At 68.8% G+C, this 21,244-nt stretch carries 27 protein-coding genes and 2 pseudogenes; 17 read left to right on the top strand and 12 right to left on the bottom strand.

Annotation, left to right across the window (positions count from 1 at the left end; all coding sequences use genetic code 11):
• Positions 1-375, bottom strand: a complete 375-nt coding sequence (locus ABD371_RS09135) for a hypothetical protein (RefSeq protein ID WP_344474704.1) — start codon at positions 373-375, stop codon at positions 1-3.
• A gap of 367 nt (positions 376-742) precedes the next feature.
• Between ABD371_RS09135 and ABD371_RS09130 the strand changes: the two genes are divergently transcribed.
• The 7 genes from ABD371_RS09130 to ABD371_RS09100 all read left to right on the top strand — a co-directional run bounded on the left by ABD371_RS09130 (position 743) and on the right by ABD371_RS09100 (position 6,022).
• Complete coding sequence (locus ABD371_RS09130; protein ID WP_344475000.1) at positions 743-901, top strand: helix-turn-helix domain-containing protein; 159 nt, start codon at positions 743-745, stop codon at positions 899-901.
• Complete coding sequence (locus tag ABD371_RS09125) at positions 898-1,413, top strand: hypothetical protein (RefSeq protein WP_344474702.1); 516 nt, start codon at positions 898-900, stop codon at positions 1,411-1,413. The genes ABD371_RS09130 and ABD371_RS09125 overlap by 4 nt, the downstream gene beginning before the upstream one ends.
• 273 nt (positions 1,414-1,686) lie before the next feature.
• Positions 1,687-1,995 (top strand): helix-turn-helix domain-containing protein, encoded by a 309-nt coding sequence (locus tag ABD371_RS09120; RefSeq protein ID WP_344474700.1) that lies wholly within the window; start codon positions 1,687-1,689, stop codon positions 1,993-1,995.
• A gap of 31 nt (positions 1,996-2,026) precedes the next feature.
• A complete protein-coding gene (locus ABD371_RS09115; protein WP_344474698.1) occupies positions 2,027-2,380 on the top strand; it encodes a hypothetical protein in 354 nt (117 codons plus the stop codon).
• 14 nt (positions 2,381-2,394) lie between these two features.
• On the top strand, positions 2,395-3,309 hold the full coding sequence (locus ABD371_RS09110) for a phage major capsid protein (RefSeq protein ID WP_344474696.1): 915 nt from the start codon (positions 2,395-2,397) through the stop codon (positions 3,307-3,309).
• A 465-nt stretch (positions 3,310-3,774) separates the two neighbouring features.
• Positions 3,775-4,521 (top strand): Lsr2 family DNA-binding protein, encoded by a 747-nt coding sequence (locus ABD371_RS09105; RefSeq protein ID WP_344474694.1) that lies wholly within the window; start codon positions 3,775-3,777, stop codon positions 4,519-4,521.
• A 394-nt stretch (positions 4,522-4,915) separates the two neighbouring features.
• Entirely contained in the window at positions 4,916-6,022 is a 1,107-nt protein-coding gene (locus tag ABD371_RS09100) for a DUF3987 domain-containing protein (RefSeq protein WP_344474692.1), read from the top strand.
• Between the two features lie 66 nt (positions 6,023-6,088).
• Here the strand turns inward: ABD371_RS09100 and ABD371_RS09095 are convergent, their stop codons facing one another.
• Together ABD371_RS09095 and ABD371_RS09090 are read right to left on the bottom strand one after the other, a co-directional pair.
• The gene (locus ABD371_RS09095) at positions 6,089-6,295 is read right to left on the bottom strand and encodes a DUF397 domain-containing protein (RefSeq protein WP_344474690.1); all 207 of its coding nucleotides are present in this window, start codon (positions 6,293-6,295) and stop codon (positions 6,089-6,091) included.
• Positions 6,292-7,179 (bottom strand): helix-turn-helix domain-containing protein, encoded by an 888-nt coding sequence (locus tag ABD371_RS09090; protein WP_344474688.1) that lies wholly within the window; start codon positions 7,177-7,179, stop codon positions 6,292-6,294. The genes ABD371_RS09095 and ABD371_RS09090 overlap by 4 nt, the downstream gene beginning before the upstream one ends.
• 1,011 nt (positions 7,180-8,190) lie before the next feature.
• Here ABD371_RS09090 and ABD371_RS09085 point away from each other — a divergent pair.
• The gene (locus ABD371_RS09085; protein WP_344474686.1) at positions 8,191-9,366 is read left to right on the top strand and encodes a methyltransferase domain-containing protein; all 1,176 of its coding nucleotides are present in this window, start codon (positions 8,191-8,193) and stop codon (positions 9,364-9,366) included.
• A gap of 128 nt (positions 9,367-9,494) precedes the next feature.
• On the opposite strand, the gene ABD371_RS09080 is transcribed toward ABD371_RS09085, so the two are convergent.
• From ABD371_RS09080 to ABD371_RS09065, 4 genes are read right to left on the bottom strand one after another with little or no spacing between them, the layout of a single operon-like run.
• A complete protein-coding gene (locus ABD371_RS09080) occupies positions 9,495-9,785 on the bottom strand; it encodes a hypothetical protein (protein ID WP_344474684.1) in 291 nt (96 codons plus the stop codon).
• 49 nt (positions 9,786-9,834) lie between these two features.
• Positions 9,835-10,359 carry a hypothetical protein gene (locus tag ABD371_RS09075; protein WP_344474682.1) on the bottom strand — a complete coding sequence of 175 codons (525 nt, stop codon included), beginning with the start codon at positions 10,357-10,359 and terminating at the stop codon, positions 9,835-9,837.
• 4 nt (positions 10,360-10,363) lie between these two features.
• Positions 10,364-10,864 (bottom strand): LIC_13387 family protein, encoded by a 501-nt coding sequence (locus ABD371_RS09070; RefSeq protein ID WP_344474680.1) that lies wholly within the window; start codon positions 10,862-10,864, stop codon positions 10,364-10,366.
• Positions 10,861-12,051, bottom strand: a complete 1,191-nt coding sequence (locus tag ABD371_RS09065) for an FAD-dependent monooxygenase (protein WP_344474678.1) — start codon at positions 12,049-12,051, stop codon at positions 10,861-10,863. Before ABD371_RS09065 ends, ABD371_RS09070 begins: the two co-directional genes overlap by 4 nt.
• 70 nt (positions 12,052-12,121) lie before the next feature.
• On the opposite strand from ABD371_RS09065, the gene ABD371_RS09060 reads away from it, so the two are divergent.
• Both ABD371_RS09060 and ABD371_RS09055 read left to right on the top strand, forming a co-directional pair.
• Entirely contained in the window at positions 12,122-12,706 is a 585-nt protein-coding gene (locus tag ABD371_RS09060) for a TetR/AcrR family transcriptional regulator (RefSeq protein ID WP_344474676.1), read from the top strand.
• Positions 12,707-13,092: 386 nt separating this feature from the next.
• Entirely contained in the window at positions 13,093-14,529 is a 1,437-nt protein-coding gene (locus ABD371_RS09055) for an MFS transporter (protein ID WP_344474674.1), read from the top strand.
• A 119-nt stretch (positions 14,530-14,648) separates the two neighbouring features.
• On the opposite strand, the pseudogene ABD371_RS09050 reads toward ABD371_RS09055, so the two are convergent.
• Positions 14,649-14,941, bottom strand: a pseudogene (locus ABD371_RS09050) (esterase); the annotation flags it as partial.
• 199 nt (positions 14,942-15,140) lie between these two features.
• On the opposite strand from ABD371_RS09050, the gene ABD371_RS09045 reads away from it, so the two are divergent.
• Both ABD371_RS09045 and ABD371_RS09040 read left to right on the top strand, forming a co-directional pair.
• Positions 15,141-15,857, top strand: a complete 717-nt coding sequence (locus tag ABD371_RS09045; RefSeq protein ID WP_344474672.1) for a DUF4158 domain-containing protein — start codon at positions 15,141-15,143, stop codon at positions 15,855-15,857.
• Positions 15,848-16,618: a competence protein CoiA family protein gene (locus ABD371_RS09040; protein WP_344474670.1), complete on the top strand. Its 771-nt coding sequence runs from the start codon at positions 15,848-15,850 to the stop codon at positions 16,616-16,618. Before ABD371_RS09045 ends, ABD371_RS09040 begins: the two co-directional genes overlap by 10 nt.
• 290 nt (positions 16,619-16,908) lie before the next feature.
• On the opposite strand, the gene ABD371_RS09035 is transcribed toward ABD371_RS09040, so the two are convergent.
• A complete protein-coding gene (locus ABD371_RS09035) occupies positions 16,909-17,391 on the bottom strand; it encodes a hypothetical protein (protein ID WP_344474668.1) in 483 nt (160 codons plus the stop codon).
• Between the two features lie 12 nt (positions 17,392-17,403).
• The gene (locus ABD371_RS09030) at positions 17,404-17,871 is read right to left on the bottom strand and encodes a hypothetical protein (protein ID WP_344474666.1); all 468 of its coding nucleotides are present in this window, start codon (positions 17,869-17,871) and stop codon (positions 17,404-17,406) included.
• Positions 17,872-18,121: 250 nt separating this feature from the next.
• On the opposite strand from ABD371_RS09030, the gene ABD371_RS09025 reads away from it, so the two are divergent.
• The 3 genes from ABD371_RS09025 (at position 18,122) to ABD371_RS09015 (ending at position 19,866) form a co-directional block, all read left to right on the top strand.
• Positions 18,122-18,643 (top strand): SigE family RNA polymerase sigma factor, encoded by a 522-nt coding sequence (locus tag ABD371_RS09025; RefSeq protein ID WP_344474998.1) that lies wholly within the window; start codon positions 18,122-18,124, stop codon positions 18,641-18,643.
• The gene (locus ABD371_RS09020; protein WP_057660988.1) at positions 18,640-19,218 is read left to right on the top strand and encodes a PASTA domain-containing protein; all 579 of its coding nucleotides are present in this window, start codon (positions 18,640-18,642) and stop codon (positions 19,216-19,218) included. Before ABD371_RS09025 ends, ABD371_RS09020 begins: the two co-directional genes overlap by 4 nt.
• 204 nt (positions 19,219-19,422) lie before the next feature.
• On the top strand, positions 19,423-19,866 hold the full coding sequence (locus ABD371_RS09015) for a DUF732 domain-containing protein (RefSeq protein WP_344474662.1): 444 nt from the start codon (positions 19,423-19,425) through the stop codon (positions 19,864-19,866).
• A gap of 82 nt (positions 19,867-19,948) precedes the next feature.
• On the opposite strand, the gene ABD371_RS09010 is transcribed toward ABD371_RS09015, so the two are convergent.
• Both ABD371_RS09010 and ABD371_RS09005 read right to left on the bottom strand, forming a co-directional pair.
• A complete protein-coding gene (locus ABD371_RS09010) occupies positions 19,949-20,176 on the bottom strand; it encodes a hypothetical protein (RefSeq protein ID WP_344474660.1) in 228 nt (75 codons plus the stop codon).
• Between the two features lie 119 nt (positions 20,177-20,295).
• Positions 20,296-20,499, bottom strand: a pseudogene (locus ABD371_RS09005) (alpha/beta hydrolase-fold protein); the annotation flags it as partial.
• Here ABD371_RS09005 and ABD371_RS09000 point away from each other — a divergent pair.
• Both ABD371_RS09000 and ABD371_RS08995 read left to right on the top strand, forming a co-directional pair.
• Complete coding sequence (locus tag ABD371_RS09000) at positions 20,498-20,629, top strand: hypothetical protein (protein WP_344474658.1); 132 nt, start codon at positions 20,498-20,500, stop codon at positions 20,627-20,629. The pseudogene ABD371_RS09005 and the gene ABD371_RS09000 sit on opposite strands and share 2 nt — an antisense overlap.
• 84 nt (positions 20,630-20,713) lie before the next feature.
• On the top strand, positions 20,714-21,190 hold the full coding sequence (locus ABD371_RS08995; protein WP_344474656.1) for a DUF5680 domain-containing protein: 477 nt from the start codon (positions 20,714-20,716) through the stop codon (positions 21,188-21,190).
• Positions 21,191-21,244 lie beyond the last annotated feature (54 nt).

The following is a 21,244-nucleotide window of genomic DNA, read 5'->3' as shown; positions in this document are numbered from 1 at the left end:
TCAGTTGCCTTCCTGCTCACGCTGCCAGTGAGCGAGGATCGCCGACGCCTTGCCGGTGAGCCTCTGCCCGTCCCACAGGCCGAGTTCCTTAGATCGTTTGATGCGCTCGGACATCGTGGCCTTGCCGATGCCCAAACGGCCGGCCAGCTCCCCTTGGGGGGCGGTGGTGCCCTTGGAGCGCATCCGGGCCAGCTCGGCCACGAGAAGCGTGTAGTCCTCGTCTGAACGACAGCGTGAGGGCACCGGGTAGGGTCCGCGCATCACCCTGTCCTCTTGCCCGGCCAGCGCGGCGCGGGCCCCTGCCTTGATCTCTGCCATCGGGATCTGGCGGAGAAGGTTGGCCGGGATGCCGTCCGTTTCCAGCGCCTCGCTCATGCCCTGATCAATGTTCTCGTCGCTTCCCCCTAGCGCGAGGCGGACAGTCAGCTCAGAGGGACCGCTGAACGGGGCAGCGACAGGACAGCGCGCCGTGACGAGCCAGGGGCCGTAGGCGCGGTGCCAGACCAACTCGTCTCCGTCGCTATGCCACTCATGGCTTGTCTCGTGTGGTGTTGGCGTGTTCACAAGATCGAGACTAACAGAATCCGAACGCGCAGCGTCAAGTTCGGAGTCTGTGACGATTGCCACCAATCCGAACGTGGCGCAACTTGTTCGGTACGGGCATTCTGGGAGTGAGCCGGATGGCAGCAGGGCGAAATAGTCGCCCACCGGCCAGCAGAGGGATCTTGTGCGCGCAAAGCTGATGACTGTTGACGACGTGGCCGAATATCTGAACAAGCCCCGATCATGGGTGTACGGGAACTGGAAGGCCGAACAGATTCCGTTCCGGAAGCTGGGGCAGTCACTTCGCTGCCGCCCTGCCGATCTGGACAGGTGGCTGGACGGGCAGGAATCGGCTTGAGCTACCGATTCGCCAAGGTCTACCGGCCGGAGAACTCGAACCCCGTAATCGGTAGTGCGCGGCTGCATCTGGAAACCCGCATGTGGCTGCTTGCGCTGGACCGGATGCAGAGGGGAGGGCACGCCCCTTTGAGGTCGGGTGAACTGGAACTGATCCTCATGAACGAGAAGGGGGAGCCGTACAGCGACGGGCGTTACCGACAGGTTCGGGGGAACCTCGTCAAGGCCGGTCTCCTGGCCCCGTCCGCTTCGGCCCGGTGCCTGCTGGTGCCGTCGTCGGTGGCCTCCATGGATGCTCCCACCAGAGACCGGGAGAAGTGCGCTACGCACGGCCACAACGTCCCCTGGGACGGTCGTCATGGCGAGTGGATGTTCTCCACGCCGGAGCGGGCACGGGAATGGGAGTTGGAGTGCGACAACGTCGCCCGGGGAGGGGAACCGTTCCCGTCGTCCTCGTGGGCCCGCAGAGTGCGTGAGGGCACCGTTAACGGATCGGCGGCCTCGGCGGCTTGATTGCAAGGTGGAAAGGTACGGGCTTTCTTAAATAGAGGGAATGTGGCCGGGGCGGGTGCAGGAGCCTCGGCCCTTCCCTCTGCACCTGACCTCTTGATTCCTTCATGGCCGCTTTTTGGGGCGGCCTGAAGTGATCTGATACTCATCTTCATGCAGAGGTGTCACTGAATGCCTGAGATTACATCTACATACATGATGAGAGGGTTACTTAGATAGTTCTCTCAAGAGGTGGCAGTCAGAACCCCCGGCCCTTACGTGGGTCGGGGTTCTTCCATGTCCACGATCATGCATTTCTGCATGGAACTGAGTGGAGTTTTCATGTTCGACCGACACGCTTTCGCTGCCCGTCGTATCGCCCTGGCCCTGTCGGTTGAGGATCTGGCGCAGGCCATGGGCGTAGCACCGTCCACCGTTCACCGGTGGGAGTCCGGCGCCACCAGTCCGAGCCTTACAACGCTCGTCCTCGCTGCCCGGCACTTGCGTACCTCGCTCTTGGTACTGGTCCGGGACGACGGCTCTCCGGGGCGCAGGACGGCCGAGGCGGTTGCTGCCTGCACGGCAGACGAGAACCGCAATCTGTGAGCAGTTGATTAGATCTTGAGGAGGTGTCGCCATGAGCGACGACCAGAGCGATTCCCCATTCCCGGATGTGCCGCCGGCCGACCCGACCGCTTCCGTCCGGGCCGAGGTCCAGCGGGAGTACGCCGCCAAGCTGGCCGCGGCTGAACTCAGGACCCGGGCCGCCAAGGATGGAATCACCCTTCCGGACGGTTTCACCGATTTCCTTGATTCTTCGAAGCTTCTCGGTGAGGACGGTTCCCCATCGGTTGAGGCCATCGGCAAGGCCCTGGCCCCCTGGGCGGTACCGAAGGAGCCTGAGTTCACCCAGCTCAAGGGCGCGGGCCACTACGCACGCCAGCGAGGCCCCGCGCTGCCCACCATTTCCCTTGATGTTCGCAACCGCTGAACTGGAGTACCCGTATGGCCCTTTCGTATCAGTCCCCCGGCACTACCACCTTCGTTCCGGAAGTGTGGGATGCCGAACTCCTCACGGCCTTTGATCCTCTGCTGGTATGGGCGTCTCCCATCGTCTCGAACTACAAGTACGAGGGGGACATTCGGCAGAAGGGTGATGTGGCCCACATCAACAGCCTTCTGCGGCCGACTGTCGGGGATTACAAGCTCCCTGACGGGATGACGGCCCAGCGTCCTGAGACGGTTGATCAGAAGCTGGTCATCACGGAGGCGAAGTTTCTTCAGGTCCTGATTGAGGACGCGGAGCGGGTGCAGCTCACGGCGAAGAACCTGAATTCGCCGATCAATCAGCAGATGATTCGCTCCCTTGCCCGTGAGGCCGACACCTTCATGGGCGATGTCATCACCAATGGCGCTACCGCTCTCCCGGTGGTCAAGGCGACGGCCCAGAACGCGCCCCAGGCGCTCTATGGCGCGATTCTGGACATGATGCTGGCTCTGGATGACGCCGACGTTCCGGCAGGCCGCTACGTGGTCGTCTCGCCCCGTGTGAAGCGTCATCTTGTGGAGCATCCGGCCGTTGCCAATGCCTCCGCCTACGGTGAAGGCGGCGTGACCGCAAATGGTGTCGTTGCCCGTCTCGCGGGGTTCACGATCCTCACTACCACGGCCATGCCGACCGGCGTGGACATCGTGGCCGGTCACAAGGACTTCAGCACATACGCGAGTCAGTTCACCGGCTTCCGCGAGGGTCAGTCGGAGAAGTACCGGGCGGACTACATCGACACCCTTCACCTTTACGGCGGGAAGATCGTCCGCTACCCGGAAATGGACACGAAGAAGACCGACAATACCTTTGATGAGTCCAAGCCCACCAAGGGCATTGTGAAGGCTTCCGTGGACTGGTCACTGGCCGCCTGATCCCGGATTCCCTATGGGCCCCCACCGATTGGTGGGGGCCCATTTTTGTTTGCCCGGAACCCGGTAGGTGTAATTCTCCAATTCCCTTACGGGCCTCGCTGAAAGAGTGACGATTTCCGCAATCATTTCGGCATCAAATAGCCTAAAACGGCCCCGCTTCCCGTATTGACCGCACTTCCACTGGGGGAATGTCTCCGATAATTGAGTAAGTGGCAATAGTTTGATACCCGTACCTGGTTCGAGAAAGGCACCCCCGGTGGTCCCTATCCCAATCTAAGCTCCCATTACCCCCACTCTCTTTATCGCACATTAATGCATCCGTGATCTGTTCGTGATAAGAATTGAGTTGTCGTGGGGCAGGATGTTGATCAGTTCCGCATCACCGAATGCGGGGGCCGTCAGAGCGAAACGCTCCGGCCCGCTCGCTGAAACTTCGTACCTGTTCTCACCAAAGGATTTCCGGCTATGCGCAAGACCGTTCTCGTTCCTGTAGAGCACACCTACTGTGATGCTCACATAGCGCGTGACGGGTCCGAGGAAGAGGCAACCACCACTCTCGCTCTGGCAGAGCGCACGTGGGATCTCTGTACGGAGCATCACGCCACCTTCGGCCGGTACCTGGTGGATGCTCTGGGCTCCGGTCTCCCGGATACCGGCGAGTCGACTGATGAGCCCCTGGTGATCGTTGCCCAGCCGGAGCCGGAGCCGGAGCCGGAGCCGGAGCCGGAGCCGGAGCCGGAGAGCGAAGACGTGTCGGCCCCTGACTCCGTGCCGTCTGTGATGCTGGCCGGTGAGGTGCCGGGATACGACTGGGACACGGCCCGTGAAGCCGTGCGGAACCTCGGCTATGAAGTGGTCGGCCGTGCTGACGACTCCACCGTCCTACTCATCCTTGGGGAGGGTGGCGAGCGCAACGGGACCAAGCTGCGGGACGCGTCCGAGCGCGGCATCCCGTGCATGGACGCGCGGACCCCGGGACGGTTCCGTGACGCGGTGCGGGCCGGTGAACTGGTGGGTGGTGACCCGCTCCCGGAGCCTGCCAAGACGGACCGGTCGGGGATGAGCGACCGGGAGCGCAACCGGCTGATCCGTTCATGGGCGCGTGGCCAGGGCTTCACCGTTCCCACCCAGGGCCGTATCCCGATGCACGTGCGACACGCGTACGAGATGGCTCACCGGGATGCCCCGGAGGGAAAAGCGGCAGCGGCCTGAGCGCCGCTCCCACCGTGCCGGGCGCGGAGCGCGCCCGGCACCCCCGGCCACAGGCCACCCAACTAACCTTCCCTGAGATAGAGGCAGCATGAACACCCCCGTTCTTTACGGTCCGATCGGCCGTGCGGTCCGCAAGGTCACACCGTTTCTGGAGACCGACGCATTGGGGGTGTACGTGGCCGCTCTGTCGATGTGGTCCGCCGCCATCGGCGGAACCGTCAAGGTCTCTTCCCGTGGCAACGCTCGCCCGGTTCTCCTGTGGTCTGCGCTGGTAGCCGGTACGGGACGGGGTAAGGGGACCGCTCTCCGGGCCGCGCTTCAGATCCTGGACAGGTCCCTTGGCCGGTTCGTCGCCACGCACACCACATCGGGGATCACGTCCGGCGCGGCTCTGGTGAACGCCCTGTTCGAGCGGCAGGAAGCGACGGAAGAGACCGAACAGGGGCGGGACGTCCGGGCCCTGGTGGTCGAAGAGGAGTGGACGGAGGTCTTGAAGCGGGTCAAGCGTGACCCGTCGTTCACGACCAAGCTCCGGGCCGCGTGGGACGGGGCGACGCTCCGCAACACCACCAAAGAGGGGCCGCAAGAGGTCCGCGATCCCGCCATGGTCCTTCACTCCCACATCACCCCGTCCGACTGGGCACGGTACGTCGGCGAATCGGAAGCGGCCGGAGGGTCGTACAACCGCATCCTCCCGTTCCTTCTCGGATCGGTGCCGATGCTCGATGACGACCGAATCAGCCTGCCGACCGTGGACGGACGGGAACTGTCCGACGCGTACGCGTGGGCCACCGCACGGCCCCGGGTGATCACACTCTCGGACGACGCCCGGCCCCTGTGGCGGATCATCCGCCGCTACGCCCGCATCCTGGGGGAGACCCTGCCGGAAGGGCAGGCCGTGTTCATCGAGCGGACGGCGGAACAGACCCTTCGCACGGCCGCGTGCCTCGCAGCCTCCGAGTGCTCGGAGATCATCACGGATCGGATGCTGTCGGCCGCATTCTCCCTCGTTCGCCGTTCCGTCCAGGACGCCGTACGGATCACCAAGGGAGCCACGGCCCCGAAGGTGAAGCGTCAGCCGCCCAGCCTGGCCGACAAGGTACGAGCCCGGATCGAACTCCACGGCGGCCGGGCCACCTCTTCCCAGGTTCTCCCCTATGTGGGAGCGACCGCCCACGACGTCCGGGCACTACCCGGAATCACGGTCACCGTGGAACGGAACGGAAAGAGCGGCCGACCCGCCACCGTCTTCACCTTGAGCGAGAACAGTTCTCGTCACTCAGAACCCCAGCCGGCCAGCGCGGAGCGTGACAAGAACCGGGACCACCATTCCCATGACGTTGAGTCGCGGCCGGCCAGCGCGGAGCGTCACGAGAACCGCGCCACCGTCGTCCAGATCGACGCCTACCGGCCCGCGCCCACTCCGGCCCCGGCACCCTCGCCGATCCGGAAGCGGCCCGCACCGGTTGCGGACGGCAACCCGTTCCGCGCACTCCTCTAACCAACCAAACGGCCCCGACCGGATCACGCCCGGACGGGGCCGTTCTGTGTTTCATAGGTTCGGGGCCTACACCTGGGGGAACGCCCCACCTTTGACCGCGCCGACGAACGACGACCAGGCCGAAGGGTCCATGGTGACGGCCGGTCCGTCAGTCACCTTGCTGTCCCTCATGGCTACTGTGCGAGGGGCGACGCATACCTCAACGCAGTTGCCGTTTCCATTGCTGTACGTCGACTTCAGCCACTGTGTGCTGTTGGGATCTTTCCTGTTCATGGCTCCCTATAGCTCCCTGCCACCTCGGAGATCAGGCGTCGTGACGCCTGCTCGTCAAGCGCTGCGTCCCAGATTCCAGCGAACGCAGCCTCGTACTGGTCTACTTCCTTCGGCTTGTCCAGGTACAAGCCGCCTGTGTATCCGTCCGCATAGACCGTTGGCGGTTCCGTCGCGACCCCATCGCCGTTCACAGGGAACCGCAGGATGACGAACGGTCCACTGACGATGCCCAGGTGCGCTCCGGCTGCGAACGGCACGATTCTGATGGCGATGTTCGGCAGCTCGGACACGTACACGAGGTGTGCGAGTTGCGCGGCCATGACAGCGCGCTCGCCGATGGGGCGGCGCAGCACGGTTTCCGCCAGGGCCACGCGCAGTTCGGGTGGGTCGGTCACGCGGGTGAGGAGTGTCTGCCGTTCGATACGGAGCTGGACGCGACCGTCAAGGTCGTCCTCGTTCATCTCCGGATAGTGAGTCCTGGTGATCTCACGGGCATATCCGTCGGTCTGAAGCAGGCCCGGAACTACTTCAGATTCGTACGAGTGCAGGCTTGTGGCGGCCTCTTCCAGGCCGACGTATACGTCGAACCCTTCCGGGATGAGGTCGCCGTACGAGTGCCACCAGCCACGGGCCTTGGTCTCCTTGGCGAGGCCCATGAGAGCCTCGGTCAGGTCCGGAGCGGCACCGTAGACGACACACATCGCCTGGACGTCCAGGGCACGTAGGGGCGTTTGCCCCGTTTCGATCCGCCACATCTTTGCTTCTGACCACTCCAGCTTCACCGCCGCAGCGCGGACGGTCAGGCGGGCGCGGTTGCGAAGTTCCTTCAGGTGACGCCCCAGTTGTCGACGCGGGACTGTTGACCCTGTCGGCCCCTCTGTCATCTCCACTCCTTCTTCTGGCCTCAGTATGACGGACTCTCATCACTCACGATGAAAGTGGTCTAACACTCGTCCCGAACCACAGACCATCAGTTCGACTACCTAATGCCGAGACATTGCCATGAAGTCTTGCATGGCAATGCCCCGCCGTGCAGTCTGGAAATCCAGACGCGCGACAGCATCATCGGTGCCGATGGGGTTAGTTGACGCGTGGTCAGACAGCGCGGAGACGTAGGGGGTGATTGGTAATGGGCGAGGACGGGTCCGTGAGTGCTCTGGTGCTTCGGGTGCCGGAGCTTGAGCCGGTTCCCATGGTTGGGTGCTGCATCTGCTCTGCGGCATCTCGTCAACGTGAGTCTGCGCGGGTGCTGGGGAGCGTCGTAACTGTTCGCCACTGCGACGACGTCATCAGGCAGCATCCCCACCGCCGATACACAGACAGGGAGGGGTGAGGCAATGGATAACCCGTTGAGGTACCCGCCGTGTGAGTGTTCCGACCCCGACTGTCCGGAGCGCACGCCCAGCGAGCAGGCCGAACCCCGGGTGGAAAGTCCCGTGCTGGCCGCGCTCCGGGCCCGCGTCCGGGAGGATAACGGCCGCCGTGCGTCGGGAAGGGGCGCGAGATGAACAAGCTCCGTCCTTACGCCGTGGCCGTCGGTATGGCCGTCGCCTATGCAGTCTGCGCGGGCCTGTTGATCGCACTCGCCTGGAATGGCCCCTGACGAGACTCCGCCCCTGCCGGACACCAACCGATCAGGCTTCCCCAAGCTCGATGGAATCCGGCAGGGGCGGGCAAGACCCCGCCCGACTGACTGCGTGACGGTCGGCGGTCGGGCGGGTTGACTGAACGACAACCGGAAGGAGAAGGGCATGATCCGCAACGCCTTCAGTAACGACGGTGGCGACGGAGGCGACGGCCTGCCGGGCGAGCCGTGGCCTGGACCGCCCGCCCCGCCCACCCCGGACGGCGGACCTGGCGTCCCCAACCCCCCGAAGAAGTGAGGTAGTCACCCCGTGACTGCCAACGCACACCAGGACCGCCCCAGCCGCACCGAGCTGGGGCGTGTCCTCATGTCGGGCGGAGCCCTCCCCTCGGACTGGGCCCCCTCCTTCGCGGCCGTCCCCCGGTCGGCGTTCCTTCCTGAGCTGATGTGGCCCTTCGACATGGGCGCGGGAACGAGCGTCGCCGTGTCCCGGGCGGACGATCCGGCCACCTGGTACGGGTACGCGGACGCGGACGTACCCGTCGTCACCCAGTGGGACGACGGAAAGCACACCGGGACGGAACCCGGCCAGGTCTCCACCTCGTCCGCCTCGATGCCGAGCGTGGTGTTCCGGATGCTCCGCGACCTGGACGTACACCCCGGGAACCGGGTGCTGGAAGTCGGCACCGGGACCGGATGGAACGCGGCCCTGCTCGCCCACCGGACCGGTGCGGGCAACGTCGTCACCGTGGAGGTGGACGGAGCGGTCACCGAACAGGCTCGGGCATCCCTGAAGCGGTTCGGCGCAGCCGTACGGGTCATCCACGGAGACGGATACGAGGGGTACGCGGAAGGCGCACCGTACGACCGGATCATCGTGACGGCCGGGGTACGCCACATTCCCTTCGCCTGGGTGGAACAGGCCCGCCCAGGCGGGCTGATCGTCGCCCCCTGGGGGACGCACTACGGGAACGGGGACACCGTGGCCCGGCTCGCCGTCGCACAGGACGGAGGCAGCGCGTCAGGGTCCTTCACGGGGCCGGTGGAGTTCATGAAGCTCCGGGCGCAACGGCTCTCTCCCGTCGTCCACAGCGACTACGTGACGGGCGGCCCGGAAGACCGGGACGCATCATCCACGGACCTCACGGAGGACGTGTTCCTGGGGGACCGCTTCAGCCCTCAGCGGTTCGCCGTCAGCCTCCGGGTCCCGCACTGCCACCACGTGATCGCTGAGAAGCGGGACGGAGCGCGGCCGGTGTGGCTCTACGGGCTCACCGATCGCTCATGGGCGTGCGTGATGTTCCGGGACGGCGACACGGCGCGCGTCTGGCAGTCCGGACCCCGCCGTCTCTGGGACGAGGCCGAAGCCGCCTACCGGTGGTGGGAGAGCGAGGGGAAGCCGGGCCACGAGCGGTTCGGGCTCACCGTGACAGCGGAAGCCCAAGCCGCCTGGCTGGACGAACCGGAGGCGTCCTGGCCGGTCTGAGGCCAGTGGGCCGCATGACCAACGCATGACCAACAGCGGTCCGAAACGGCCGGAAACGCTGGCAACACATGACCAACAGAGACTGTCAACTCGGTGGCGTGTCACCAGCGTTTCCGCAGCTCAGAGGCTTAAAGTGCTGGTGCCCGAGTGGAGAGTTCAAGTCCCCCCTCGGACACCAGCAGGAACCCCAGTTGATCTGGGGTTTTTTGCATTTCAGGGCGATGGCGTGACCGGCCACGTGACCAGCGATCCGGAAAATTTCCTGGTCGGAGCAGCGATGACAGGCCGAAGAAGTGCTCGGCCTGGTCGAGGATGATCTTCTCGCCGTCCTCGGTAGTCCCGGGCGGGCGGTTCCGGCGCGAGTCGAACGGGTCGGACAGTTCTACCCGGATCGTCGCGGTACCGAGGGTCGGGGTCACCTGTTTCTCCGTTTGGCCGGGCGGCAGGGTCCACGGGCCGTGCGGTCCTTCAGTGCAGGGTGACCTTGAGCAGCACGATCAGCAGGCCGATCAGCAGATTGGCTGTCCCTGCCATCAGTGCCAGCCGCCCTGTGACGCCGGCCCGGAGAGCGGCGAGAGTCGCCCAGCCGACCTGGCCGGCGATCGCGACGCAGAGGGCCAGCCACAGGGTGCCTTCCGGGCCGAGCCCGAGCAGTGGGCTGAGTGCCACGGCGAGGGCCGGTGGGACGGCGGCCTTGACGATAGGCCACTCGGCGACGAAGTCCTGCCGGACGATTCTGCCGGTCAGGGCTCCTTCCACGATCCGTTCCCCGAACAGGCGGGCGAATACGTGTGCGGCCCAGAACACCACTCCGGTGCCGAGCAGCAGCAGTACGAGCTGCAACCGGGGGAACGGCTCCTGCGGGTCCGTGCCGACGACCACTGACGCGGCGAGCAGCGAGCCGTACACGGCACCCGTGTAGTCGGCCCGTGCCACGGCGGCGGCGGGCGGCCGCGGTGCCGGTGGCTCCTGTGCGCCGGTGCTGTCTTTCATGCTTTCAGTGTCGCCACGCAGCTGCTGTCCCGCACGGCCGCGGTCGGGCCGCAGGGGCCGCCCTGCGCAGGGACAGGGCGAAGGCGCAGCTGGTGATGGTGAGGATGACGATCGGGGGAGGGGGCAGCAGGGGGACGGATACGGCCAGGGCGGCGAGGGAGACCGTGAGGGCGAGCCGGCCGAAGGCGGTGCGGTGCTGGATGAGGGTGGGGGCGTGGCGGATGGCGGTGAGGAGGAGGAGGCCGGTGGCGATGATGAAGAGGGCCATGGCGATGCTGAAGCCGTTGAAGAGGTCGAGGACTGTGCGTTCCAGGCCCAGCAGGGTGAAGGCGGGCTCTCGCATGGCGAGGTCGGCTTCGCGCTGTCGCGGGGATTCGCTGAGTGCTGAAGCGGCGGAGAGGGCGAGGTGGCCGACGCCCAGGAGGACGAAGCCGTAGGCGCCGACGGTGAAGGGGCGGACGGAGTCCGCCCGGGGGAGGGGGCGGGATGTGTCCGAGGGGTTCACTGTTGCTCCTTGAGGTCGGTGGGGGCGGAAGGCGGCTGCCAGTCGAGGACGGTGTCCAGGGCTCTCAGGGACAGGGCCTGCGGCGTGGCTCGTACGGCCAGGTCGCGGACGGACGCGGCAAGAGGGTGGGAGAGTCGGGCGAGTTGGCCGATGCGTCGGGAGCGGCGGCTGATGCGGGTGGTTCGCCGGTGTCTGGCTTCGGTGTAGGCGGCGAGCGCGGCGGGTGTGTCGTCGGTGGAGGCGAGGAGGTGTGCCGCGACGACGGCGTCCTCGATGGCCTGGCAGCCGCCTTGGCCCAGGTTGGGGGTCATCGCGTGGGCGGCGTCGCCGAGCAGCGCCACTCCGCGGGTGTGGAACCGGGGCAGAGGCGCGGCCAGTTCGTGGAAATGGTGGTGGAGGATGTCGACCGGGTCCGGGGCTCGTCGGCTCAGCCGGTCCAGCAGGGCGGGTATGGGGTCGTGCCAGGTGCCGAAGCGCCGGGTCAGTTCGGCGTGGTGGTCGGCGGGCCTTGTGCCGGGGTCGGAAACGGCGGTGGCGTAGGCGTAGATACGGCCGTCGGCGAGTGGCACGATGCCGAACCGCTCGCCTCGTCCCCAGGTCTCGGCGGCCTGCTGGGCGGGTAGGCCCGCGCCGGGCAGCACCGCGCGCCAGCCGGCCTCACCGGCGTGGCGCAGCCCGTGGTGGCCGGGGAAGAGCTGTTCGCGGAGCGTGCTGCGGATGCCGTCGGCGGCCAGTACGACATCGGCGCGCAGGTCGCCCGCCGACGTACGCACGGACACGCTGTCCCCGGAGTCGTCCACGCCGGTCACCGATACGCCGAGGCGCAGGGCATCGGGCGGCAGGGCGGCCGCGAGGGTGTCGATCAGGAAACCGCGGTGCACGGCGCGCGCGGCTGTTCCGTGGCGGGCGGACAGTGCGCCGCTGTCGGGCCGGCTGAGCCAAGTGCCGTCGGGTGTGCGCAGCCCGAGCAGGCCGGGCAGGGCTTCGCCGGTCCGCAGGCCGGGGCCCAGGCCGATCGAGTCCAGGGCGCGCAGCGCGTTCGGGGCGAGCACGATGCCCGCGCCGATGCCCGTGAGCGCGGAGGCCCGTTCGCAGACGGTGACGCGCCAGCCCCGGCGGTTCAGGGCCACCGCGGCGGTGAGGCCCCCGATTCCGCCTCCGGCCACAACGGCATGACGAACACCCATGTCGACCACCCCTCTGTCTCTACATCTGTAGAGGTCGATGGGTCGCACTCTACATCTGTAGAGTGCGGGGATGTCCATCTCCGACCGCCGAAATCTGATCGCCGACGCCGCCATCGGCACCGTGGCCACCGCCGGGCTGCGCGGGCTGACCCATCGCGCGGTCGACGCCGCCGCAGGGCTGCCGGCCGGCAGCACGTCGTACTACTTCCGCACCCGCGGTGCTCTCATCGGCGCCTGCTACCTCCGCCTGGCCGAACTCTCGGTCGCCGACGCGGACCGCTGGGAAGCGGACCGCGGCCATCCGGACCTGGATTCCGCCGCGGAAGGGCTGGCCGCACTGCTGCACCACTGGCTGACGGCGGCGCGCGACCGCCAGCTCGCCCGCTTCGAACTCAGCCTGGAAGCGACCCGCCGGCCGGAGCTGCGTGCCGACCTCCAGGCCGCCGACCTCGCCGTCCGGGCCAGGGCCGCCGATCTGCTGGCGGCGCTCGGGGCTCCCCGTCCGGCGTCCGCGGCGGATCTGTTCGTCGCCTGGACCGACGGGCTGCTGTACGACCGGCTCGCCGGCGCACCGGCCGCGACCCGCCCGCCGCCCGATGCGGCCGAGCTGACCGCCGTGGTCCGGCGGATGCTCGAAGCCGCGCTTTCCGCCTGAGCCCGCCACCCGGCCGGGCCGGTGGAGTTGCCGGGGGTGCGGTCCGGCGTCCGCCGGCGGCGGGAGGCGTCTGGTCCGAGGAGTCCATCGTCACGGGCGAGGCCATGGCTCCTTGCCCGCGCTGACGCCCGGGGTCGTGCTCCGTACCGCCGTCGACCCCGGGCGGCCCCGCCCGATATTGCGGCGGATCCCTGGCGTGTGTCGACGGGTCATCAGTAAAAAACCCCAGTTCACCTGGGGTTTTTTGCGTTCTCGGAGAGCTGGGCGCCCTGTGGGCCGGAAGGGCCGCCGATGGGATCGAGGTGGGGGGAGCGGGCACGGAATACCCGAGGGGGGTATATTGCTGACGCGAGGAAAGATACCCCCCTCCGGTATAGGAGACAGTTATGTCAACCCCACCCGCCGCTCCCAGTCCACGTCGCTGGACGGCGCTTGTTCTTATTGCCCTGGCCCAGTTCACGGTCATCATGGACACGTCCATCATTGGCGTGGCTCTCCCCAAGATGCAGGTTGACCTGGGCTTCTCCCCGGAGGGGTTGTCCTGGGTCTTCAACGCCTACGTCATCGCCTTCGGCGGGCTGCTCCTGCTCGGCGGGCGGCTGTCCGATCTGTTCGGAGCCAAGCGGATCTTCAGCGCCGGCTGGGTCGTGATGGCCGGCGGATCCCTGGTCGCCGGTCTCGCGTCCGAGGTCTGGGTCGAACTGACCGGCCGTGCCCTGCAGGGCGTCGGCGCCGCGCTGATCGCCCCGGCCGCCCTGACCCTGCTGATGATGCTCTTCGGCTCCCGCCCCAAGGAGCTGACCAAGGCGCTGGCCCTGTACGGCGCGGCGGCCCCGGCCGGAGGCACCGCGGGAGTCTTCCTCGGCGGCGTCATCACCGAGTACGCCAGCTGGCCCTGGGTGTTCTACATCAACATCCCGATCGCCCTGGTCGTGCTGGCCCTCAGCCCGTCCGTCATGCCCTCGTCCCCGGTCCGCCGAGGCTCCGTCGACCTCGCGGGAGCGGCCACCGTCACCCTGGGACTGGCCACCGCCGTCTACGCCATCGTCCGCGCCCCCGAAACCGGCTGGGGCTCGGCGCAGACCTGGCTCGTGCTGCTGGCCGGCGTGGCCCTGATCGCCGCGTTCGTCGCCATCCAGTCCAAGCGCCGCGAGCCGCTGATGCGGCTGGGCATCTGGCGGGCCCCCAACCTCGCCGGAGCGAACATCGCGCAGCTGCTGATGGCCGCCGCGTGGATCCCGATGTGGTTCTTCCTCAACCTCTACCTCCAGCAGGTCCTGGGACTGGGCGCGTTCGCCTCCGGCGCGGCCCTGCTGCCCATGACGGTCGCCATCATGATCATGATGATCGTGCTGGCACCCCGTCTGATGGCCCGCTTCGGAACCAAGCCGCTGATCGTCACCGGCCTGCTGGCCCTCGCCGCCGGCATGCTCTGGCTTTCCTTCGCCCGCGCCGACGGCACCTTCTGGGTCGATGTCCTGCCAGCCTCCCTGCTCGCCGCGGCCGGCATGTCGCTGGCGTTCATCCCCTCCCTCGGCACCGCGCTGTCCAGCGCCCGCCCCGAGGAAGGCGGCCTGGCCTCCGGCATCGTCAACACCAGCTACCAGGTCGGCTCCGCGCTCGGACTGGCCGCCATGACGGCCGTGTCCGCCGCGTACGGCGCGAGTGAGATCGGCGACCCCGACGCACTCACCAACGGCTTCTCCGCCGCCTTCCTCGGCGCGGCCGCCCTCGCCGCCGTCGGCGCCATCGCGTCACTGCTCACCCTCCGCACCGCCCCCGCGCACGGTCAGAAGCAGCCCGCCGGGGCCAACGCGGCCTGACGGCGCCATCGGCCTCGCGCGCTCGCGCTCGCGCAACGCATGTGCCGCCTGACAGGGGAAGAGACCCCTGCCGGGCGGCACAGCATGTTCACAGGGGCCCCGCGCCGGGGGGCGGCCTGTCACGCCTTGCGGAGCCGCGCGACGCCGCCGTCGATGTCGCGTTCGAGGGCCCAGCGGCGTACGAAGTGCCCGCCGGGGTCCTCGTACGACTCGTGCGGAATGCGGGCGGCGGAGTCGAGCGCGGCCCGGAACTCCCGCTCTCCGGCGAGCACCTGGTTCTCATTGAACGTCCGCCGCCCAGGTCCACGGCCGAGGAGGCCAGATTGGCCCAGTGGACGACCGCGCCGTTGTCGCGGCGCAGACTCGCGGGGCCGGAGTGGGAGCTCACCGAGGCGAAGTGACCCCAGTACTTGGGGTCCAGCCAAGGTGAGCCCCAAAGGGGCGGTGAGACGATCTTGAAGGCGTGAGCCCGCGTTCCGGGCCCACCACCGAGGGCTTGGCCCTGTCCCGGGTTCCGCTGTTCTGATCCTTCACCGGCGCTGACGCCGCGATGATCCCGCGCGGACGTGTACGGCGCGTCCGGCAGGGGCTGGGCATCGGGTGGGGTGGGGATGACTTCGATCGAGCGGACTGCGTATCCGCGGTTCAAGCGGCTGATCACCGCGCGCGAGCTGCATGTGTTCTTCACCCCGTCCGAGGAGGAGCGGGCGTGGGCGGAGGAGGCCGCGGACTCCGACGAGCACCAGCTCGCGCTGCTGCCGGCGCTGAAGTCGTACCAGCGGATGGGTTGCTTCCCGAAGGCGCACGACGTGCCGGAGCAGGTGGTGGAGTTCGTGCGCCGGGCGGCGGCGCTCCCCGAGGACACTCTGCCGGTGTACGGGTCGGAGCGGACGGCCAAGAGCCAGCGGAGCATGGTCCGCCGGCGGTGCGGGATGCGCTACGACGGGCCGGGCGCCCGGGCGCTGGCCGAGGAGACGATGCGGATCGAGGCGGCGTCGAAGAACAACCCGGCGGACCTGATCAACATCGCGCTGGAGAAGCTGGTGGAGGCCGGGCTGGAGATCCCCCGGTTCTCCACCCTGGACGCGATGGCCTCCACCGTGCGGGCGCGACCTCCAGGCCGAGGGCCACCCGGTCGACCCGCTCGACCTCGCCCAGGTCTCCCCGTACCTGACCGAGCACATCAAGCGGTTCGGCGAGTACTCCACCCACGAACTCGGCATCACCCCCGACGCCTACGACGCCCGCCTGGACGTCGACTTCAGCGTCCTCGGCGACGACGACAAGGCAGCAGCAGCGTGAAAGGCGGGGCCCGGTCATGCCGTTGAGCGCCATCCATGCCGAGCACGGCAGCCTGGACCTCACCCTGGACGGCCTCGGCTGCGAGGGTCGCATCACCTGGGAGCAGATCCACCGGGCCCGCCCGCGTGCGCCGCTGACCTGCCCCGAGTGCGAGTGGGGCCTGTGCCCCGAGTACTCGCAGACGGGCCTGCGCTACTTCGCCCACGACCCCGACGCGCCCGAGTGCTCGCTGCGGGAGGAGACCGAGCAGCACCGCCGGCTCAAGCGCGACCTCGCCGAGTGTTGCCGCCGGGTGCCGGGCTGGAGCGCCGAACTCGAACAGGCCGGACCCGAGCGCGCCTGGCGGGCCGACGTCCGCGCCACCCACACCGCGACCGGCCGCCGGTACGCCTTCGAGGCCCAGCTGTCCACGATCGGCATCGACGGCCCCCGCGGCCTGACCGAGGGCACCGCCCGCATGGCCGAGGCCGGTGTGCCGGCCGCGTGGGTCACCACCGGCTCCCGCGCCTGGCTGGGCGCCGTCCCCACCATCCAGGCCGAAGCACAAACCGGCCCCACCCGGCCCGTACGCGCGGGCCACTGGACGTACCTGATCAGCAGTTGGACCCCCGCCGCAGAGAGCCGGACACCGGCACGGCTGACGGACTTCGTGCGTGCTGTGCTCACCGGCGAACTCGTCGCGCACCGGGTGACCTGCCCCGCCCGCGACGACTGGTCCACCCGGCCGGGCTGGTCATGGGTCTGGGCGACCCCGAAGGACATCGCCGAAGCAGCCGCCTACGTCTAGCGCCAGGCCCGCGAGGCCGAAGAGGCACGCCGCCGGGCCGAAGCCGAGGAACAGCGGCGTCCGGCCGCGCTGTCCGCCGACTGCGACCGCGTGCCGGGCGGGGACGGAGGACGGTCCGGCCCGCAGCCGCCCCACCGGCAAGTACAGGGACTTCAACGAGTTCGAGATCCTCGCCCGGATCTGGCCCGCCGGTGCGTGGATGCCCCAGGAATGACTCTCGCCGTCGAACGCCCGAGCCAAGAGTTTCGACCGATACTCTTCCGGCCGCGAGTCAGCGCCGAAGGGCGGCCTCAGCGGTTGCGCAGGGCCGGTCCAACACCCATCCAGCGGGGCACGGGCCTGTCAGCGAGCTCCGGCTGGCCGGAGTCCTCGGCGGCGATGCCGATCAGCCGCCGTACCTTGTCGCGCTCGGGCTCGGGCGCACGGACACCGGACCGGACGTCGGCCATGATCAGCCGGAGCGGATGGGCCTCTACGCGGACACGGCCTCGCTGGTGCTCGGTGAGGTGCCGCCTCGCGATGTAGAAGTTGTCCGCGCAGTCCAAGCCCGCAGCGAGTGCGGTCTGGTCGATGCGGTCGCCGAGGTGGTGGCCTCCGGCGGTCCAGGCGTACCAGATCCGGCAGGAGCCGTCCGGCCGGTAGAACACCGTGTACAGGAACATCTCCGGGCCGAAGTCGGCGGCGATGCCGTCGACCACGGCCTTCTCCACCGGGGTCGGGTCGCCGGTCGGCGTGAGAATGACCGGTGCCGTGGGCGAGAGCGCAGGCAACATCGTGGCTCCTCCTCAGAACCAGTGGGGGCGGTAGGCGCCGCCCGCGCGGGTGGGGCAGTCGTCTCCAGGCCGCAACGGCAGGTTCCCGGCCTCGTACGCGGCGTCGATCTCGTCCTTCGTCAGCTCGCGGTTTCCGACAGCGGTGAACTCCCACTTGCTGGACTCGACCTCGCTCCAGCCGTCCGGGTCGAGTTCGTAGACGCGGCGCACGAGGCCGTCCACGGCCACGATCGCGTACTGGGCCTCAGCACGGACCCTCTTGCCAATGGGCCAGATCCCCCGGTCGCTCGTGTACTGCCCGGCGTCGCCGACTTCGCCGTACGCGCCGTGCGGGTCGGCGGGGTCCTCCCGAACCCGGTCCCGCCGCGAGATCACCGCGGCCACCTTCTTGCCGTGGCGGACATGACCGAAGCGCTGCTCGGCGGCCTGTCGGCTGGTGCCGAGCGCGTCGCCGACGTCGGCGAACGTAGTATCTGGCAAGAGGCGCCCCGTTCTTCTCGGCCGACTGCGGGCCGCCCGCCCGGCGGCCCTCCGCTTCGCCGGGCCCCGCCCGCACCCCGGGCGGCAGCGGCGCGAGGTCCTGGGACACCCTTCCGTCCCGGCTGTGATTCACGTCACTGCCGGCGGCTCGGTGCAGCACCCGGCCCCGTTCCGCCGTCATGGGGGCAGTGATCGGGACGGGACGAGGAGAGGAGGTCGGCTGGTGAGGTTTCGCAGGAGCGGTCCGGGCATCGGATTCACGGAGTTCGTCGCACAGCGGTCGGGAGCGTTGTTCCGCACCGCGTATGCGCTGACCGGTGACGTGCACGTGGCCGAGGATCTGGTGCAGGAGACGCTGGAGCGGGCGTGCCGACAGTGGCGGAAGGTCGCGGTGGCGGACTCGCCGGAGGCGTACGTGCGCAAAGTGCTGGTCAACCTGGCCAACGACCGCTGGCGGCGGCTGTCGCGCCGGGGCGAGCGCCCCGGGCTGTCGGGGGTGCCCGAGACGGCCGACCCCCGGGACCGGTTCGGGCAGGCGGATCTGCGCGCGGAACTGATCGAGGCACTGCTCGGGCTGCCGATGGGCATGCGCAGCGTGGTGGTCCTGTACTACCTGCACGATCTGGACGCCCGGCAGGTCGCCGACGTCCTGGACATCTCTCCGAGTGCGGTGAGGTCCCAGCTCGCCCGCGGCCTGGCCAAGCTGCGCGATTCCGTATCGGGCGCCCAGGCGCCGCCCACGCCGTCGGCCGCTTTCGGAGGTACGAAGTGAGGAACACGTCGTCCGGACCGGCCCCGTTCGAGCCGGGCCTCGAAGCCGAGCTGCGTGCCGCGGTGGCCTCCTTCGCCGACGGGCCGACGGCGCCGGTCGTCGACGCGGCCGCGATCGAGCGAGCCGTCAGCCGCAGCCGCCCCCGCCGGGCGCTCCTCGGCACCGCTGCGGCGTGCTGCGTGCTGGCGTGCGCCACGGTGGGGTTCTTCGCGCTGAAGCCCGTGCCGCCCGCGCCCGGCGCCTCCCCGTCCCTGTCCCCACCGGCGAACGGGGCGTGCACCCCGCTCGCCACCGGCACCCCCAAGAGCGGAAGCGCCGATGCGACTCCGACACAGGAGCAGGAGCAGACCGCGGGAGCGGGCATCGCGCTGCCGGACCTGGCCGGCATGCCGGTCGAACAGGCCGGAAGCCTGCTGCGCGGACTCGGACTGAGCTGCACGATCATGCGGCACACGGACTGGAACGCTCCCGCCGGGCAGGTGATCAGCAGTCAGCCCCGGGGCGGCGCAGAACCGGTGGCACCGGGCTCGTCCGTCCTCCTGCTGGTCTCGACGGGCAAACCCGGCGGAACCTGAGCGACCAAGCCCTTCGGCCCGCGCACCGGCCGAGTGACCCAGGGGCCGGTGCCGGGCAGTCCGTCGACCGCGACGCACCGGCTGGACGCCCGCCCCTCCGGGCCGCTGCTGGACTTTTCCGAGGGGCGCGTGCGGGGAGGGCTCCTGCCGGTGGGGCGCAGGGCCGTGGCGTCGGCGGAGCATGCGCGCACAGACGCTCCGCCCGTGCGCGCGCCGACCGCCGCCGCACTCCTCACGCTGACCACCTGCGACGACGACGGCAGCGGCAGCGCCTCCGCCACCAGCAGCGCCCCCGTCGCGCCCGCACCCGCCACCACCAGCGCGGCCCCGGCCAGCAGCGCCGCCTCCCCGGCATCCAGCGCGCCGGCCGCCGCCAGCGCACCGGCCGTCGGCAGCGTCCCGTCGCCCAACGTCGCCCAGACCGCAGGGCTGACCGCCGCCCTGAAGGCCGTCGACCCCGCCCTCGCCGCCGACCAGGCCAAGGCCATCGGCAAGGCCCTCGGCGTCTGCCAGGAGATCAAGGCCGGAAAGGACGACACCACCCTCGCCAACAACGCCGCGCAGCGCTTCAGCGGCGGCAGCGTCACCCTCACCCCCGAGCAGGGAGCCGTCATCGTCGCCGCGGTGAAGGCGTCCTTCTGCCCCTGACCGCCCGACACCGACGAGCCCTCGGGGGGGTGTCCCTATGAGTGGTGTGCATCGTGACCTGCCACTTCACGATGCACACCACTCAATGGCTCGCCGCGGTCCGCCAGCGCGGGGAAATGGCCCCTTGTCTGGCCCACCAGCCGGCTGCATGGAGGATGTCGCTCTCCTCCGCGCCCGTGAACCGCACGACCTCGAAGGGCTGCGTCGCGCTCTTCCGATCCACCGGGCCGTGATGGAACGTCACCGGGCCGTCGATCCCAGGGGCCATACGGCTCACCACGACTGGCTCTTGGCTGTCGTCATTCGTCATGACCAAGATTCTGGCGGTCCCGGCAGTGGGAAGGAGGACGTTCTGAGGTCAGGGGGCGGGCTGCTTCACCTCAAGATCATCCCACTGCCCCTTCTGGGCTCACCTTGGCTGGACCCCTACTTGGCCGCGTACTTCAGCGCGCCGAAGCCGCCCATCGAGAACCCCGAGACGGCACGGCCGTCGTACTCGGCGTACGTCCGGAAGTCCGCCTCGATCCAGGGGAGCAGCTGACGCATGTGGAACGTCTCCCGCTCCCGGGGGCCGACGTTGGTGTTGGTGTTGACCGGGTTGGAGTACCAGCCCGTCTGTCCGCCGTCGGGCATGAACCACAATGAGCCGCCGACGCTGCTGCGCTGGACGCTCGCGGCCAACCCCGCGCTGCCGCCCGCCGTCATGACGGAACTCGTCGCGGATCGCGTCGCGGATCGCCTCTCGCCGACCCGCCCGCCCTGAGCCGGACCGGCGACGGCGGGCCCAAACCCGGCTCCAGGCGCAGGTCCAGACCCGTTGTCAGACCCGGCTGCTAGAAAGTCGGTCATGGAAACACCGACACTCACCCCGGCCGCCCTGGAGTCGTTCATCGTCCGGGCCAAGTCCGCCACCTATGTGGGCGGTGCGGGCAAGATCGCTCCCGTCCGCAGCGCGTCGCACGACCTGGAGTACCGGGAGGACGATCTGGTCTACCGGGACAGCTACTTCGGCGGTACGGACTTCCTCGGTCAGGAGACGGTGCACCTGGCCGGCCGACCGGTCTGGGGCATGAACTACTACGGCTACCTGCTCACCGAGGACTTGGACGCCTTCACCGCGGGCGAGACCATCAAGACGGCACTGACCGCGCTCTACGCGGAGGGCCGCTTCCTCGGCGGATTCCGCCACACGGTCGGCGGACTGACCTATGCCGACGAGACCGTGGGCGAGGTGGACCGCTTCCGGGGCGTCGAGCACATCGCCACCGCCGACGGCACCCGGGCGTACGAACTGCGCTACCACGGGGGCCGGATACTCGACTGATCCCCCGATCCCCGAGCGGCACCCCCGGGGGGTGCCCCGCGCGCGGCGGAGCAC

This window comes from Streptomyces amakusaensis, assembly GCF_039532665.1.
Classification (GTDB): Bacteria; Actinomycetota; Actinomycetes; order Streptomycetales; family Streptomycetaceae; genus Streptomyces; species Streptomyces amakusaensis.
The sequence above is the reverse complement of the archived record's forward strand: the minus strand, read 5'-3'. Positions and strand labels throughout refer to the sequence as shown.

What these genes read in the sequence shown, in the direction of transcription:
- ABD371_RS09135 (WP_344474704.1), bottom strand. Translation starts at nt 375, where the DNA reads ATGAGCGAGGCGCTGGAAACGGACGGCATCCCGGCCAACCTTCTCCGC.
- ABD371_RS09130 (WP_344475000.1), top strand. Translation starts at nt 743, where the DNA reads ATGACTGTTGACGACGTGGCCGAATATCTGAACAAGCCCCGATCATGG.
- ABD371_RS09120 (WP_344474700.1), top strand. Translation starts at nt 1,687, where the DNA reads ATGTCCACGATCATGCATTTCTGCATGGAACTGAGTGGAGTTTTCATG.
- ABD371_RS09115 (WP_344474698.1), top strand. Translation starts at nt 2,027, where the DNA reads ATGAGCGACGACCAGAGCGATTCCCCATTCCCGGATGTGCCGCCGGCC.
- ABD371_RS09110 (WP_344474696.1), top strand. Translation starts at nt 2,395, where the DNA reads ATGGCCCTTTCGTATCAGTCCCCCGGCACTACCACCTTCGTTCCGGAA.
- ABD371_RS09105 (WP_344474694.1), top strand. Translation starts at nt 3,775, where the DNA reads ATGCGCAAGACCGTTCTCGTTCCTGTAGAGCACACCTACTGTGATGCT.
- ABD371_RS09095 (WP_344474690.1), bottom strand. Translation starts at nt 6,295, where the DNA reads ATGAACAGGAAAGATCCCAACAGCACACAGTGGCTGAAGTCGACGTAC.
- ABD371_RS09090 (WP_344474688.1), bottom strand. Translation starts at nt 7,179, where the DNA reads ATGACAGAGGGGCCGACAGGGTCAACAGTCCCGCGTCGACAACTGGGG.
- ABD371_RS09075 (WP_344474682.1), bottom strand. Translation starts at nt 10,359, where the DNA reads ATGAAAGACAGCACCGGCGCACAGGAGCCACCGGCACCGCGGCCGCCC.
- ABD371_RS09065 (WP_344474678.1), bottom strand. Translation starts at nt 12,051, where the DNA reads ATGGGTGTTCGTCATGCCGTTGTGGCCGGAGGCGGAATCGGGGGCCTC.
- ABD371_RS09060 (WP_344474676.1), top strand. Translation starts at nt 12,122, where the DNA reads ATGTCCATCTCCGACCGCCGAAATCTGATCGCCGACGCCGCCATCGGC.
- ABD371_RS09055 (WP_344474674.1), top strand. Translation starts at nt 13,093, where the DNA reads ATGTCAACCCCACCCGCCGCTCCCAGTCCACGTCGCTGGACGGCGCTT.
- ABD371_RS09045 (WP_344474672.1), top strand. Translation starts at nt 15,141, where the DNA reads ATGACTTCGATCGAGCGGACTGCGTATCCGCGGTTCAAGCGGCTGATC.
- ABD371_RS09040 (WP_344474670.1), top strand. Translation starts at nt 15,848, where the DNA reads ATGCCGTTGAGCGCCATCCATGCCGAGCACGGCAGCCTGGACCTCACC.
- ABD371_RS09035 (WP_344474668.1), bottom strand. Translation starts at nt 17,391, where the DNA reads ATGTTGCCTGCGCTCTCGCCCACGGCACCGGTCATTCTCACGCCGACC.
- ABD371_RS09010 (WP_344474660.1), bottom strand. Translation starts at nt 20,176, where the DNA reads ATGACGAATGACGACAGCCAAGAGCCAGTCGTGGTGAGCCGTATGGCC.
- ABD371_RS09000 (WP_344474658.1), top strand. Translation starts at nt 20,498, where the DNA reads ATGAACCACAATGAGCCGCCGACGCTGCTGCGCTGGACGCTCGCGGCC.
- ABD371_RS08995 (WP_344474656.1), top strand. Translation starts at nt 20,714, where the DNA reads ATGGAAACACCGACACTCACCCCGGCCGCCCTGGAGTCGTTCATCGTC.